The sequence below is a fragment of the Dendronalium phyllosphericum CENA369 genome, assembly GCF_016056275.1.
Lineage (GTDB): Bacteria > Cyanobacteriota > Cyanobacteriia > Cyanobacteriales > Nostocaceae > Dendronalium > Dendronalium phyllosphericum.
Map to the genome: position 1 here is coordinate 1 of NZ_JAECZA010000017.1, position 15,169 is coordinate 15,169.

A 15,169-nucleotide genomic window follows, 5' to 3' on the forward strand; every position below is an offset into this window, starting at 1 on the left:
CTCTTCCCCTACACCCCACACCCCGCCCCAACGGGGCTTGGTGCAAAATTGTTGGAAGAAAAGTTGTGAACCACTACGTAAAACCCCAAACTCAAGATGTATTCAGCATAAGTTCTCATCTGTGTCGCTAAGTCAAATGTACAATTATAATCAGTCTTCTTTTTCTTCTCAGGCTTCAACCCCTCCTTCGCTGGAGATCCGGCACGGACATTACTTTAACTATGTAGTGCCAAGCGGTTGGCGAGTGGTTGAGGATGGACAATTTGCTGTTGTTTTATTTTCCCCAGACAATACTGCTTTAACGATAATGGTGGGGAATTCTGGTCTGCCTGTAAACTACAATCCCTGGCAGTTCGTCTACGAAAAGCTATTGGCAATGCAACCATATCAACTACAAATGGGTCAGCCTCGTCAAGTGCAACCGATTGCTGGATGCACAGTTGCTTATGAGTGGGACTACAACTATATGTACAATGGTATCGCCTATCAAGGAATAGCTAAGTGCAGTATCGCATATAGCTACAACTTGTGTACAATGGTCATGACTTGTGCAGCATCCGATCGCTCGCAGTGGGCTAATTATGTTTCATGGTTGCCACAAATAGCATCTGAGGTTTCAGCAACCAATGGAGCGGCCTTCGGAATTCAAGGAATTATGGCGCAAAACATCAATATTTCGCTTACCGAAGGGCAAAGGCATAGAGAATACCGCGAATGGTCGCAGAATACCTGGAACGAAGTCAACCGCCAACGAAATGAATCTATAGACCGTCAAAACTTCCAATTTCGTGAAAATCTGGGCAATGTCACAACTTGGACAAACCCTTACGGTTATCCAATGGTCGAGTTACCAACAAACTACAATTACTACTGGATAAATCGTCAAGGACAAATATATGGGACAAACGATCCAACTGAAAATCCCAACTTTGGCTCAACTCAAGATTGGCTAAAGATGAATCGATATCTGCCCTAAACTTGATAGAAATTGCATATTTGTTTAGGAAAAATCAGGGTGTATAACTGCTACTATGCCAAAGAGACCCCAGAGTTCATAATTATGAGGAAAAACCCCATACTATTACTGCTGTGTACAATGGTTGCCAATTTCGGGCTACCGTCATTATTAGCTCAAGCACAACAGGTAGTTTCTAATGCTCAAGTAGCAGCTATGGTAGAGGCACTGCGACAGGCTGCACCGCAAACAGGCACTTCAGATGATGGACTTTACAGCCAATGGCAAGTCAAACCAGAAACCCTCAAAGCTTGGTCAAAATATTGCCTCAAACGAGAACTAACACCGATACAGTTTGAGAATAGTCCTGTGACAGCCCGCTCGGTAGTATCTTGTATTACGCGTCGGGAGTTGAATAACCAATTTCGCGCTACTAGCAATAATGAAACTAAAGCTGTTTATGGTGTAGCTTGCTGGTGGATGACTGGCAACTATATCGGTTGCGATCGCGGCTTCACTGCTGCTTACGTCCAGAAAGTTGTTGCCTTTTACCAACAGCAGCGAGCAATTCCAGTAGAAGCGCCATCTGCATCACCAACAGTGTCGCCACGATAATAAAATTATTTATCCAAAAAAGATAAGGGATTGCTCATATTTTCGGCAAAACCAAGAATACCGCGATCGCGATGTTCGTAAATTAATTTACCTTGAGAATCAAATAGAAAAGTTCCTCCCCGTTGGGTTAAATAAGATGAATCTGGTACATAAGTATTCCTGTTGCTCAAAACTTCCGTCATGTTTCGCAGGCGTAGAGTTGCTAATTCAAAAGGACGTTGAAAGCCTTTACCTCCAGCAGCTTTGAAAAACGAACCTTTTATTGGTGGTAAAGGTGTATTCCTGACAATTTCCTCATCTGCAATTAACTGCGGGGCTTTTTTATCACCTTTATAACCCCGAAAAACTTCCTTGAGAGTTCCGGGACTACCAATACCAGCACACATGAGTATTAAATTCAGCCAAGCTGTTTGTGAGGTTGATAGTAAGGGTAATTGTAGAGATAAACCACGATAAAGTCCTAAAAGATTGTGAATTTCAGCGTTGGCATCCACAAATAACCATTCTTGAGGAAATCCTGTATATTCACAAAATTTGATTCCAGAATTGCGATTTCCAATTCCAATAGCGCGAATTGTGATTCTTCTGGCTTCGATTTCTTCTTTTTCTTTCCTTAGCCACCAAGCGTATTCTAAATTATCAAAATCTCCTAACTGCGACCAAATAAGTACGAGCAATTTTGAAGTATGGGTGCAACCATCTAAAACGAGTTTACTTTCTCCATCGCTAACTCGCAAGCGTTGAGTCTGGCTCAAAATCGAGTAAATATCTGGAGAATTAGAGCGTGTTTGAGTATTCATGCAGGTGAGGGCAATAGTCTTTAAATAAAATTTTAGATGGATTCGGACAACAACTTTGATATATCTAATAATCGCTCTGACCAAGCACTAGATTGCTGTTTCATATCTCTGCATTAACTATCATCAAACCAAATATTATCAAACTTTAATTTCTATCGTGCTAGTTGAACTTGAATGTTAACCAATTCTTCAGCACATTTTAGTTCAATTTCTGCTACTGTCTATTCGAGAAAACACATAGTTTAATCTGCCACACTTATAACCGCTTCCGGGTAAGCAGTGTTACAAAATATTCTAGTGTTTAAAAAGTTAAAATATTTGCAATCATATTATTTTTTCATGTTCTACCTAAACGAAAAAATGCTTAGGAACGATCTAGAGTTTAGAATCGAGAAGTACTTTCAACTTAGTTCACAACTTGCTGGGTTGGATAATACACAATTGCGTTCTTTGTTTGACGATAGTGAGTCTGGTATATCAAGTTTAAATTCGGGGCGAAATTACACTATTGTTCTTGGACAATCTAAAGTCTTTGTCAAACGTATTCCAATTACCAACATCGAATATGAAAACCTATTTTCTACCAAAAATCTGTATAACTTACCAACTTACTTTAATTACGGTGTAGGTTCTATTGGTTTAGGTGTCTTCCGCGAACTTCTGACACATATCAAGACCACTAACTGGGTATTAGAAGGAGCGATCGCCTCATTTCCTCTAATGTACCATTATCGAATCATTCCGTTCTTTGGGCAGCGTGGAGATGTCGATATGGAAAATTACAAGAGCTTTGTGGAGTATTGGGGTAATAATGCAAGTATTGGTAATTATGTATTAGATAGAGCCAACGCCAACTACGAATTGATTCTGTTCTTAGAGTACATACCCCATGTTTTAGCAACATGGTTGCAAGAAAACCCAAACAAACTTCAGAAATCCCTGGATGAATTACACAAAACGATTACCTTTTTGAGAACGAAGGGAATTATTCACTTTGACACACATTTTTACAATATCCTCACAGACGGCAAGCGGACATATTTGACTGATTTTGGTTTGGTGCTTGACAAGAGTTTTGCGTTAACCAACGATGAAGAGTCTTTTTTTAAAGAGAATCAATTTTACGATTATGGAGAAGTCTTACGAAATCTTGGTCATCTTATCCGCTCATCGTATGATTCATGTTCTGAGAACGATAAACGCAGGATAATGGAAAAATATGACATAAAAGAAGGCTTAAAACCCTATGAATTAGGGTCTGTATTACTTGACAATATCGAGCAGTTATACGCTGATGGAATCATGGAGTTAGATAATTTCTATGTTGCTAGTATTGTCAAATACCGCAGTATTATTGCACTGATGCAAAACTTCTTTGTTGATATGTGGAATAATAAAAAGAACACAAAATTTCCTCATGTAAAACTACTACAGCTGCTCGAAGAAACAGGGTTTATTCTGAATGGCGATTCTTAGGCAATTGGCTCAATATAGATTCCCCTAGATGTTTCAACATAGTACGAGCAGCTTCTTCTAGATTTTCTTTGACCCATAGCCTACTGATGCGATCGCCTGCCTGCTTTACAGCCTGCTACCAGATTTGTGCTATGGTTCTAACTTCGCGATCGCTCAGACTTGGCGCTCACTCGTAGACAGAATATGCGATCGATTGTGACACATTTGCTCATTGGCCAATTCAATTTGCGTTTGTGTCCCATTAGGACACATTTGCTTATCATCCGATTCTATTTGATTTTATGTCCCACTGGGACGCGTTTCGATCGGGTTATCAAATACAGCCAAAGCTTCGATTAGTCTGTAAAAATGATGGCGTTCAAATCCAAACCTGTCTTTGTAATCCTCCTCAAATGTTTTGTACGTGGAATGAAAGAGCGGTAACTTCAATACAAATCACTTCCTTTTTAGTAACCTTCTTGGGTTATAACGAACTATATTTTGTATGAAAGAGAACTTCAGTCTGAAGGCAGGTATTTCCCAATCATATTTTTTTTACTATTCTAGCTATACTTAAAAATCTAAAAATATAGGTATGAAGCTGAGGTTTAAAAGCTAAGAATTTGGATTGCTAGTGATTACAAGCAGTTTACAACCGGGGCTGCAAAACAGCAAAAGACTCGAATTATAGAAGAATGTCATTAAGAAAAGATGACACCAAAGCGCAAAGGCTAGGTATAAGAGAGCAGCTTTTTCAGTAAAGAAAAAGCTCATTTCTTAATTTAAAATCTAATTTTTTTGCGGAAATTTTGTGAAATGATGTAAGTCCAAAACTCGCCCGTTAAGGAAGCATAATGTCTGAATTGTTTAAAGGAAAATTTTCTCGTCGTCAGATTCTAACCACTGCTGGATTAGGAGCCATTTCAGCTGCCACAATTGGTAGTATGGGCGAACAGGTTGCTGCCCAGCAGCCAACGCAGCAAGCTACTCCACATGGAGGAACTCTGCCGCCTCAAGTTAAGTTTGCGCCTATTTCAGCACAAACTGAAGTGGATACGGGCGGCCCCCCGACTGCATTGCCACCGGAGCAACGTTTGGGGTTTGCGATCGTGGGACTAGGAAGATTGGCATTGGAAGAAATCATGCCTGCGTTTGCAGAGTGCAAACTAGCAAAGCCGACTGCATTAGTTAGTGGCGATGCTGCCAAAGCCAATCAAGTTGCTCAACAGTATGGGATTAAACCGCAGAACGTTTATAACTATCAGAATTATGACAATCTTCGCAACAATCCTGATGTTGATGTAATTTATATTGTACTGCCTAACAGTATGCATCGAGAATATACGGTGCGTGGAGCCAAAGCAGGTAAGCATATTTTGTGTGAGAAGCCAATGGCAACCACAGTAGAAGATGCTCAACAGATGATCGATGCGTGCAAACAAGCTAATCGCAAGCTGATGATTGCTTATCGCTGTCAGTATGAGCCGCACCATCGGGCGATGATTCAGACGATCCGCAGCAAAGAATTAGGAACTGTAAAGCTGATTCAGGCAGACAACGGACAAAACCAGGGCGGTGACTTAAATCAATGGCGGTTGAAACGCGCTCTAGCTGGAGGTGGCTCTTTACCAGATGTAGGAATTTATTGCCTAAATGCAACTCGCTATTTGACGGGAGAGGAACCGATTGAAATTAGCGCTCAAACCTTCAGCACTCCCGGCGATCCGCGTTTTAAAGAGGTAGAAGAAAGTGTTACCTTTCAGATGCGGTTTCCTAGTGGAGTGCTAGCGATTTGCTCTACTAGCTACGGCTTTCACGAAGCACGACGATTTCGTGTCTTTGGTTCTGATGCCTGGGGACAACTCGATCCGGCATTCTCTTACAACGGTTTGCGAATGATGATTTCGCGGAAATCACCAACTAACAGCATGGCAGAGAACATCAGCGAAGTGCGGCTGAGTGAAAAAAACCAGTTCGCTTTAGAAATCGATCATATGGCGGATTGTGTGATTGGTAACAAACAACCCCATACACCAGGCGAAGAAGGTTTGCAAGACCAAAAACTGATAGCATTGATTTACCAAGCGGCACAAACTGGCAAAACAATTACCCTTCCACGGGTTTCAGGACTAGATGTGACTCGCGGCCCCGCTCCTAGAACGCTTAAGTAAGCATTTTTTCAACAAACTTAACCTCACTAGACTAGCAAACGCTATAGAACCCAATACGGTTTAGTTAAAGGTTATTGGCGTAGAAAATTGGTCTTTCAGACGCGATGAATCGCGTCTCTACATGAGGATTTGGGGCTTAACTGAACTGTATTGCTATATAACCAATCTTTACTCTAGTTGACAAATTAGCTCTCAGTCTTGCTTGCTAATTATTAATCGCACCTCTGACTAATATCACTGTACTTTCTACACCAGAAGCGATCGCTTCGGGAATATTACCTTGAATTGCTTGTTGCAATAATCCTTCACGAGAAGCTCCTAAAACGACAACATCGTATCCTTCGGTTTTCACTAAGTTAATCACACCTTCGGCAACAGAATTAGCCTGCACTGGGGCAGCAATTACAGTATTAGACAACTTGCGGCGACGCATTAGCTGGCGGATGGCTTGTTCTAAAACTGTCATGTCTGGCTTGATTTCAGATGGTTTAAATACCTGTGTCAAGCGAATTTGTGGTTCGTTGCCCAATGTCACTAAAGCAGGTAATAACTTAATTGCCACCCTGGCATTGGGGCCGCCAGCCATCGGGATTAGCCAACGGTTGAACTGGGGAGTGAGGGGGGATGAGGGCAAAGGACGCGGTGACGCGGAGAGTGGGAGACGCGGAGAATCTATCCAAGATTCCCCGTGTCCCCGTGTCCCCGCATACCTGTGTCCTATTTTTCCCAACTTCACCAATACAACATCGCAGGTAGCTTGGCGAATTATTGTATCTACGACGTTGCCAAAAATCCGCCCAGGAGTGGAAGTGCTACCTTTCCAACCCATCAAAATTAAATCGATGTGTTGCTCGTTGATTGTCTCTAATATTGCTTGGGCGGCATCGTGGGCAACTCGAATCTGTGTATGTAGAGGAATGTGCCACTTTTTCGCTAGAACTTCTGCCTGTCGTAGTAAACGGCGACTTTTTGCAGTTCTTACCTGTGTTTCGGTGGGGGAAGTGTGACGCGATACTAACATCACTTGCACGCACTCTATTTCATAGTGGCGATCGCGCGCAATAGCTGCTGCCATTTGCAAAAGAACAGCTGCTGTTTCTGGATTAGCTACTGGTACTAATAATCTACCTCTACCAATGCTGGGCGATCGCGTTTGGTAAACTACATAAGAAGGTTCTGCTTGCAGTTTTGGGGTAGCATCTTCACAATTGAGATGTTCTGCTTCTACTCGAATGATATCTGCACGGGTGATGATGCCAATTAGTTTCCGCCCTTGCACTACTGGCAAGCGACTAATTTGATAGCGGTCAAGCAAATACAGTACATTACTCAGATTGTGTATGGGTGTTACTGTTATCGGGGTGGGAACCATGATTTCCCTCAAAGGAGTATCGTTTGGGAGGTTGCGATTGTGTATCTTTGTCAAATCTGTTTGCGTGACAATACCTACCAGCTTGCTATCTTTTACTACTGGAAAACCGCGATGATGAGAACGAGAAAAGGCTTGTCTTGCTTCATCTAAAGTCATCTCTGCATCCAGAGTTTCCACCTGTTGCTGCATGACATCTTTAGCAGTGAGATTTTTCAGTATGCCATCGCTAGAAGCTGCTTTGGCGATCGTAATGCCGTTTAGCTGCAATAACTTGTCATAAAGCGATCCTGGCATGACTTTATCAGCAACAAGATACGCTACTACAGACACAATCATTAAAGGCAGTACCAAATTAAAATCTGTAGTCATTTCAAACACAATGACAATTGCTGTAATTGGCACTTTGGAAACGGCACTAAAAAATCCCCCCATTCCCGCTAAAGCATAGGTAGTAAAAGAACCCACTCCCAAAAATTGAGCCTCACATACACCAATAAAGTGTCCCAAACAAGAACCTAAAATGAGACTGGGAGCAAATAAACCTCCAGGCGCGCCGGAACCAAATGCTATGAGTGTGAGGATAAACTGAGCCACAAACACGATCGCCGCCAAGGATGCATTCGTGTCACCAGTAATCATATACTCTCGCAAACCAGTGTTATCACGAAAATACTCTGGGAGTATTGCCACGACAATCCCAGAAATAAGTCCTGCTAAAGCTACTCTGAACGGCAAACTAATATGAAGTTTTTTGTAAAATTTTATACTAAAAACTATGCCATAATTAAATAATGCACCCAGTAATCCTGCCAAGATGCCCAATAGTAAGAAGAAGGGAAGTTCTGGGAGAGAGAACTTGTTGGAGTAGTTGAGCAATTGCAGGTTGAGTTCCAGACTACGCCCACCTAACAACCGAGATACTACCCCACCAATGAACGAAGCGATGATCGCTGTCCCTAGGGTAAGTCCAGATAAATCTTGGAGTAACTCTTCGACAATAAATATCACACCAGCAAGCGGCGCATTGAAAGCAGCGGCTAAACCTGCACCCGCACCAGCAGCAATCATCTGTCGCCGATGATCTGGAGAGGTGGGAACCCAACGACTCATACCTGCTGCTAAACCTGCTCCTACTTGCACAGTCGGGCCTTGCCTTCCCAGAGTTATCCCCGAACCTAAGACGATGATGGCACTAAAGAGCTTGACAATTGCCACCCGCCAGGATAAGGCAGTTGAAACATTGCCAAGAGTAGCTTTAACTTGAGGAATACCGCTACCTGATGCCTCTGGTGCTAACCTTTGTACTAAAGCACCAGCCAAAAATCCAAAGACTAAACCAACTAATGGTAAGGCAAACCATGCAGGTAAAACGTGAGAAGCATGGACTCGCCATGTCCCCAGCCATCCCGAACCTACTTTGAGAAATACCGCAGATAAAGCAGCCACTAGACCAATAATAGAAGCCTCGGCGATCGCTAAACCTCTTCTAGGCTGCAACCAGCTGCGAAAGCGCACAGTAAGAACAGGAAGCGACATAAAAATTAAAAATTAAAAATTAAAAATTAAAAACTTAATTGAGTGAGTCAGTCAGCAAATATTTATTTTCTATTTATCTATTTATACAGTTGTCATTTAATTTTAAGAAACGTGAGTCTCCAACGAAGGCGCACCTATAGGAAGGGTGAAACAAACAAGTCAAATCCTATTTCCTTCTGCCTTCTGCCTCCTGCCTTCTGCCTTCTGCCTCCTGCCTCCTGCCTTATTTCTTAAGAGTTCCACGAATCTCTCCTCCCTTCCCTCACATTGGCAAGGGAGGAATAACATAAAAATCACCTTTATTAATTTTTAGTTATTTCTGCCTGTGGTGGATAGTCCTTCTACTATCAAAGATGGAGTGTAACAAGAACCGTTCCAATCAGCATCACTACCTAATTTTACTAACTGTTTGAGAGCTGTGTAGACATTACCTGCAACCATCGTATCCTTGACACGCCCAATTACCTGTCCGTTTTGCACGCGATAACCCAAATCAATATTGATGGAAAAATCGCCAGAGATACCGCTGCCATTGCCCAACATTTGATCGACAATTAAGCCATCATCTATCATTTGAATTAAGTCTGAAAGCGATGCAGAACCAGGCTCGATGAGGAAATTAAATAAACCAGGGGTGGGATAGCTGCCTAAGCTGGAGCGAAAACCATTTCCTGTAGTACCGATACCCAGCTGTCGTCCAGTGGTGCGATCGCTATAAAAATGCTGTAAAATCCCGTTTTGAATAAAGACTAAAGAAGTAGTAGGATTACCCTCATCATCAAAAGGGCAACTGTAAGGCCCGGCTTGGGGGTCTTGGTAGAGGGTGAGACTGGGTGCTATGACTGGTTTACCCAAGCGTTCTGCCCAAGGGGAAGCTGCTTCTAGGATGCGCTTGCCATTTAAAGCTGCTTGTGCAGTACCCCAAAGCATATCAGCTGCTTTAGAAGTAAATAACACTGGAACGCGACCGCTAGGCGGTGAGACATTTTCGTTAGCCCAGACTAACCTTTGTAAAATTTGATGAGCTAATTTCTCAGGTTGGAGAAAGTCTCGCTGGGTTTGGCCATCAGAAACACTTAAAAAATCATCGCCTCGTATCCATTCGGCTGAGATATAGCAGCTGAGGGTAGTGTCAGTGTAGTAACAATCTAAACCGTGACTGTTGACAAGTCTAGTAGTTTCCACATCACATTCCCAGTCGCTACTGCAAAGCACATCTGGATAAACTTCGCGGATCAGCGCGATCGCTTCTTTGCCCCAGTCTACTAATACTTCTATGGGGACAGCTTTCCCCACATCTGGATAAACTAGCCCAGAGTTACTGCCCAATTCTACAGATTCGGGTTGATTGAGGTGACTCAAAGCCAGAGCGCGTTCCACCATCGCTTGTGCTGGGACATCACCATAAGCGACTGTCAGTCCTGGACGACCATTTCGCCACAGCCGCAGTGCTGTGCCTTCAGATTGGCTGGTTTCTATCTGCTTGAGTCGGTTAGCCTCAAAAAACACGGGACGAGAAAGCGATCGCGACTGATACACTTCAGCTGCTTGCGCTCCCGATTTTATGGCTAGTTCCAGTAGCTGTTCTGCTAGTGTATCTTGTGACAAATTTTCAGCACCCATGACCCTTGATAAATTGTAGATTTTGGATTTTGAACTGCGGCTAAACGCAGATAATTATCCCAAATCATTGGTGTCTATCCACATATATCGGCAGTTGCCTTTTTTAAAGCAGATGGACGCAGATAATTATCCCAAATCATCGGTGTCTATCTGCATGTCATGGACGCAGAGAATTATCCCAAAATGATTAATTATGTATCATATCTGTCTCAGTAATTGGTCAGCAACAGGGTGTAGGGTGTAGGGGGTAGGGTGTAGTGAAGCAATAAAGGGGTGTAAGGGAAACCACTCAACAAAATAGCGGCAGTGGTTTAGCAGAAGTCGCAAGTCGCAAGTCGCAAGTTATTCTCCCTTGTCTCCCTCATCCTCCTCATCTCCCCCAACTCCCCCAACCCTTTCGTGTATACACCTTACGCCAGATTCACCTCTTGCAGCAGCCAAAACCCAGCAAAAGCTTCGGCTTGAGGATCGGATTGCACGCCAATAAAATGCACTCCGTTGGCTTTTTGTTTAGTTTCTTCAAAACCTTTGGCTTCTACTAAAGTTTGAGGATTTTTGATATTGGCTAAAATCCAACTTTCAGTAGCACCGGTTTCTAAAATTAATCTCTCTCCTTGGGTAGTGTCAAACTTTAAAAAAGCTAATTCCAAACCAGACATCCAACCCGCTATGGGTAATGCCCTAGGAGAGAAAATCAAAACCCCAGGAATGCGGGTTTCGGGAGATAATTGTGCCAACTCTAGGGGAAATGCCTCGCCAAAGCCTATTTCCCACTCTGTCATTTCTGCAAAATCCGCAGCTTGCAAAGTCACAAACACCCACTGTTTTCCTTCCAAAGCATCTGGTAAACGCTGTGGTAAGGGTCTTTCTATGCGCACCGAGGGATTAGTACCTCCTTGATATCCAGGTTCTTGAGGATAGACCTCTTCCATCCGCTGTTTTAGCCATTGATTGAGGAACAAGGTGCGGCGACTAGGCTGGGCAGGAATACCCACATCTTGGCAGGCTTTAGTAATCATGTTATTCATTTGGCGACGGAAAAAGCGGATTTTGATCGGTGCTTCTCCGGCTTTGGCGATCGCTTCCTGCAATGCTGTCCGCAACCAACCCGAATTTACCTCTGTACTAGAACAATATTGAGCATAACGAAACAAAGAATCTGTTTTTGTCTCAACATTTGAGGGACTTTCGCAAATTAAGACTTCCCAAACTTTTTTTTGATTTTCGTCCAAAATTGGACGAGAGTAAAAATCGATTTCCCAAATACTGCCCATGTTTTGCCGTGAAAGTCTGACGACTTCATATTTTTCTGATATTTTTACTCTACCAAGGTTCGTCAATGGTCATTGGTAATTGATAACAGCTGACCCCTTGCCAATAGATCGCGTACTTCTTCGTCGCTGGTTTGCGAAAACTCTTCATACCAAAGACCGATCGCATACAATGGCTCTGGTGTTATCAAACAAATTACTTCGTTTACTTCACTACCTAACTGTTCGCAAGTTGCAGGCGGTGCGACTGGAACTGCAACAACAATTCGCTGGGCTTGCTGTGCCCGTAGTACGGCAATGGCAGCACGCATAGTTGAACTCGTAGCAATGCCGTCATCTACTAAAATAACGGTGCGATTTTTAACTTTTGGTTGGGGTTTCTCGCCGCGATAGACGCGATCGCGACGCTGTAATTCCCGCAATTCTTGAGCAGCTACTTCGTCAATCGTATGATTGGAGATGCCCAACCAATTAACAACTTCGTAATTTAACACCCGAACGCCCCCAGAGGCGATCGCACCCATCGCCAATTCTTGGTGACTAGGGACACCAAGTTTTCTTACCAAACATATGTCTAGTGGTGCATTTAGTGCTTTTGCGACTTCAAATGCTACTGGTACACCACCACGGGGCAAACCTAATACCAATACATCTTCACGGTTAGCATAGGCTATAAGGCGTTTTGCTAACATCTGACCTGCTTCAGTGCGGTTGCGAAATCTAGTAGTCATAATTTAGAACCTCCCTCGGATAAGAGTAAAGTTAATCCAAATACTTTTCGGTTAAGGGAGTATCCCAATTTTGCTACTCATCCATTTTTCAACTGATAGCTATAGGCAGTATCTCTATATTTACATTAAAAGGTAATTTTGAGGAACTTGTGATTCTCGATCGCAACATCTTGTTAATTGCAATAATAATTAATAATACTTTTTGTGTAGTCACATTTTTTTATTTCGCTCGTTTTACTTTATATAAAATCCAAATCAAATATTGTTGTCGCTTCGCATAACATTAATTGTAAGAATTTAGGAGTCAGAATCCAGGAGCCAGAGGGGTTAAAGAATGAGAAGAAATATTTGATGAACCAATCTACTATTCTACTAGATACCTTTAAATTATGACTTCTGACTCCTGGGTGCTGAATTCTTACCATCAATTTAAGCACCATCTAGTAAAATTAATATTAGAAGTTAGGATAATACCACAATTTCGTTTTACACTACTCCCCACTCCCTATTCTGCTAAAGCGAGGATTCAAGAATTTAAAATAAAAGGACTTTTCACTATGTTTCACAAAATTTTGGTTGCAGTAGACAGAACCCAAACGGGTCAACATGTTTTTGAACAAGGCGTGTCATTGGCCAAAGGAATAAATGCTGAAGTCATGTTGCTGCACGTTCTCTCGCCTTTGGAAGATGCCTATCTTAGCCCTGTTTTTACCCAGCCAGATGCAATGTATCCAACTTTACAAACATATCCTCTGGATAATCATACCAAAGAGTGGGAAGCAATAAAGAAAGAGAGACTAGATTGGCTGCGATCGCTCACTGATACAGCAATTAATGCGGGTGTCAAAACTGGTTTTACCCAAAATATGGGTGATGCAGGTAGAATAATTTGTGAAGTAGCTAGTAGTTGGCCGGCTGACTTAATTGTTGTTGGTCGTCGTGGTCTTGCTGGAGTCAGCGAGTTAATCTTAGGTAGTATAAGCAATTACGTGCTGCATCACGCACATTGCTCGGTTTTAGCAATCCAAGGAAAGATTACTAATACAACAGAAAAACCTCAAGATGCACAAATAACGTCAACTTGAGGTCGAGGGTTAGAGAAAATAGGAAGATAGGGAGAAAGACTTATAACAATTTCTCCCCCATCTCCATTAGGGTGGAGTCAAGGACATAGACACACCTGCTATGTGTTTGCGCCAAAATGGGATATTTGCGTAAAGTTTTTCAACAATGTACTCTCCAACAATGGCTTCTGAACATTGATTATTCCACCAGTTTAATGATGCTTCGTGCAACTCTTCCATAAGTTGCTTATCTTTCAACAGTTGTCCTAATATCCCTTCCAAATCCTGCCAATCCTTTATTTGAATCACAGGCGCTCCATCTAAATACCATCGTGAAGGCAAAGCTTCTGTCACCACAATACAACCATATTTCATTGCCTCAAACAAACGAGTTGTTTCAAAAGATGTACCTCTAGGAACTAGACATATTTTCGTATCCATCATTATTTCGCAATAGCTACGCTCATCTTCAATAGTTCTATTGCGAAAACCACCAGTGATTGCTAATTCAACTTTCAAATCTGGATTTTTTTTCTTAAACTTATTGGCACTTGATAACATGAGTTTGCGAGCCAAAGTTTTTGGAGTTCCTAACCAGTACTTCAAAGACCACAAAGGATACGCTACATGTACTATACTGCCAGAGAAATAAGCATCATAAAGGCGCTCTTCAATATCCTTAATTAGCATATCCTTTGAGTTGTTATACCCTAAAGGAATGTCATAGATAGGAGTTATTTCCCCTTTACCCAACAGCAAGTTTTTAAACTTGTGCCACTGATAATTCATAAACCCAGGTAGGCAAACAACTAAGATTCTGAGGAATTGAATTAGTGTTAGCAAGTTTAAAAGAGAAGGCTTAACGAGGGGATTACATCCAAGGATTGGGCGTGTACCTATACATTTAAATACAGCTTTTACCTTGTGAGCATACTTTGGTATGCGATACCACTCATCTCCTAGTACGAAAACAACAACATTTTGCCCGTATGATGGAAGTTCATCAATTTCATCCCAAGTGACGTAAAATACTAAACCGCTAAGTTGAAAACTTTTCTCTATAGCTTGGAAGACTTTACCAAAATAAGTAGTTAAGCCAAAGTTAATTGGTGGATTAGGAGCGTATATATCCCAAGGAACTGGTTTTTGTCCTCGTCTGATGTAGAGATAATATTGATTGGCAAGAGCATTAATTACGGTCATATCAGGAGTTTGCTTGTATGAATGTAGAAGATTAGAGTCAACATAAATTGCTACAGCATTCCTAAGTAGAATATGCAAAATTGCAGAGACAAAAGCTCTATTAGGTAGCTTTTGTTAGTAACCTAAATAGAATTGCTGTTAAATGTTTTATTTGGGTTTGAGTATTTGGGTTCAGGAGGATGCACGTGAGTAGAAAAAACTTATTTTTCTACGTAAATTATTTAACGATAATTTTTTAGCGATTTTATGAAGAAGCTATAAATTAAAATATCTGACATGTAAAAAATCTATGAATATCTATATCTGTAAGGTTGATTTACTTAAATTAACGCGAACTTGGACAAGCAGTATTTAAGATTTTTATACTAAAGTA

11 protein-coding genes are annotated in these 15,169 nt (G+C 41.8%); 5 read left to right on the forward strand and 6 right to left on the reverse strand.

Going from position 1 to position 15,169, the window contains the following annotated elements:
• Nucleotides 1-136: 136 nt before the first annotated feature.
• Complete coding sequence (locus tag I8752_RS06765) at nucleotides 137-976, forward strand: hypothetical protein (RefSeq protein ID WP_214431542.1); 840 nt, start codon at nucleotides 137-139, stop codon at nucleotides 974-976.
• A 120-nt stretch (nucleotides 977-1,096) separates the two neighbouring features.
• Nucleotides 1,097-1,570 carry a hypothetical protein gene (locus I8752_RS06770; RefSeq protein ID WP_318780820.1) on the forward strand — a complete coding sequence of 158 codons (474 nt, stop codon included), beginning with the start codon at nucleotides 1,097-1,099 and terminating at the stop codon, nucleotides 1,568-1,570.
• 5 nt (nucleotides 1,571-1,575) lie between these two features.
• Here I8752_RS06770 and I8752_RS06775 read toward each other — a convergent pair whose 3' ends face one another.
• Nucleotides 1,576-2,370 (reverse strand): peroxiredoxin-like family protein, encoded by a 795-nt coding sequence (locus I8752_RS06775; protein ID WP_214431544.1) that lies wholly within the window; start codon nucleotides 2,368-2,370, stop codon nucleotides 1,576-1,578.
• A gap of 360 nt (nucleotides 2,371-2,730) precedes the next feature.
• Between I8752_RS06775 and I8752_RS06780 the strand changes: the two genes are divergently transcribed.
• Nucleotides 2,731-3,846, forward strand: coding sequence for a BUD32 family EKC/KEOPS complex subunit (locus I8752_RS06780; protein WP_214431545.1), 1,116 nt, complete (start codon nucleotides 2,731-2,733; stop codon nucleotides 3,844-3,846).
• 833 nt (nucleotides 3,847-4,679) lie between these two features.
• Nucleotides 4,680-5,996 carry a Gfo/Idh/MocA family protein gene (locus I8752_RS06785; RefSeq protein ID WP_214431546.1) on the forward strand — a complete coding sequence of 439 codons (1,317 nt, stop codon included), beginning with the start codon at nucleotides 4,680-4,682 and terminating at the stop codon, nucleotides 5,994-5,996.
• 205 nt (nucleotides 5,997-6,201) lie between these two features.
• Here the strand turns inward: I8752_RS06785 and I8752_RS06790 are convergent, their stop codons facing one another.
• From I8752_RS06790 to I8752_RS06805, 4 genes are all read right to left on the reverse strand, one after another.
• The gene (locus I8752_RS06790) at nucleotides 6,202-8,904 is read right to left on the reverse strand and encodes a chloride channel protein (protein WP_214431547.1); all 2,703 of its coding nucleotides are present in this window, start codon (nucleotides 8,902-8,904) and stop codon (nucleotides 6,202-6,204) included.
• Nucleotides 8,905-9,213: 309 nt separating this feature from the next.
• A complete protein-coding gene (locus I8752_RS06795; protein ID WP_214431548.1) occupies nucleotides 9,214-10,527 on the reverse strand; it encodes a TldD/PmbA family protein in 1,314 nt (437 codons plus the stop codon).
• Nucleotides 10,528-10,937: 410 nt separating this feature from the next.
• Nucleotides 10,938-11,801, reverse strand: a complete 864-nt coding sequence (locus tag I8752_RS06800) for a Tab2/Atab2 family RNA-binding protein (RefSeq protein ID WP_214431576.1) — start codon at nucleotides 11,799-11,801, stop codon at nucleotides 10,938-10,940.
• 62 nt (nucleotides 11,802-11,863) lie between these two features.
• Nucleotides 11,864-12,529: a phosphoribosyltransferase gene (locus tag I8752_RS06805; RefSeq protein ID WP_214431549.1), complete on the reverse strand. Its 666-nt coding sequence runs from the start codon at nucleotides 12,527-12,529 to the stop codon at nucleotides 11,864-11,866.
• Between the two features lie 557 nt (nucleotides 12,530-13,086).
• Between I8752_RS06805 and I8752_RS06810 the strand changes: the two genes are divergently transcribed.
• Nucleotides 13,087-13,614 (forward strand): universal stress protein, encoded by a 528-nt coding sequence (locus tag I8752_RS06810; RefSeq protein ID WP_214431550.1) that lies wholly within the window; start codon nucleotides 13,087-13,089, stop codon nucleotides 13,612-13,614.
• A gap of 66 nt (nucleotides 13,615-13,680) precedes the next feature.
• Here I8752_RS06810 and I8752_RS06815 read toward each other — a convergent pair whose 3' ends face one another.
• Nucleotides 13,681-14,796, reverse strand: coding sequence for a glycosyltransferase family 47 protein (locus tag I8752_RS06815; RefSeq protein WP_214431551.1), 1,116 nt, complete (start codon nucleotides 14,794-14,796; stop codon nucleotides 13,681-13,683).
• Nucleotides 14,797-15,169: the final 373 nt, after the last annotated feature.

Excerpts from the sequence above, each read along its gene's own strand:
- I8752_RS06815 (WP_214431551.1), bottom strand. The coding sequence starts at position 14,796 with ATGACCGTAATTAATGCTCTTGCCAATCAATATTATCTCTACATCAGA.
- I8752_RS06805 (WP_214431549.1), bottom strand. The coding sequence starts at position 12,529 with ATGACTACTAGATTTCGCAACCGCACTGAAGCAGGTCAGATGTTAGCA.
- I8752_RS06800 (WP_214431576.1), bottom strand. The coding sequence starts at position 11,801 with ATGGGCAGTATTTGGGAAATCGATTTTTACTCTCGTCCAATTTTGGAC.
- I8752_RS06770 (WP_318780820.1), top strand. The coding sequence starts at position 1,097 with ATGGTTGCCAATTTCGGGCTACCGTCATTATTAGCTCAAGCACAACAG.
- I8752_RS06765 (WP_214431542.1), top strand. The coding sequence starts at position 137 with ATGTACAATTATAATCAGTCTTCTTTTTCTTCTCAGGCTTCAACCCCT.
- I8752_RS06780 (WP_214431545.1), top strand. The coding sequence starts at position 2,731 with ATGCTTAGGAACGATCTAGAGTTTAGAATCGAGAAGTACTTTCAACTT.
- I8752_RS06795 (WP_214431548.1), bottom strand. The coding sequence starts at position 10,527 with ATGGGTGCTGAAAATTTGTCACAAGATACACTAGCAGAACAGCTACTG.
- I8752_RS06810 (WP_214431550.1), top strand. The coding sequence starts at position 13,087 with ATGTTTCACAAAATTTTGGTTGCAGTAGACAGAACCCAAACGGGTCAA.
- I8752_RS06785 (WP_214431546.1), top strand. The coding sequence starts at position 4,680 with ATGTCTGAATTGTTTAAAGGAAAATTTTCTCGTCGTCAGATTCTAACC.
- I8752_RS06775 (WP_214431544.1), bottom strand. The coding sequence starts at position 2,370 with ATGAATACTCAAACACGCTCTAATTCTCCAGATATTTACTCGATTTTG.
- I8752_RS06790 (WP_214431547.1), bottom strand. The coding sequence starts at position 8,904 with ATGTCGCTTCCTGTTCTTACTGTGCGCTTTCGCAGCTGGTTGCAGCCT.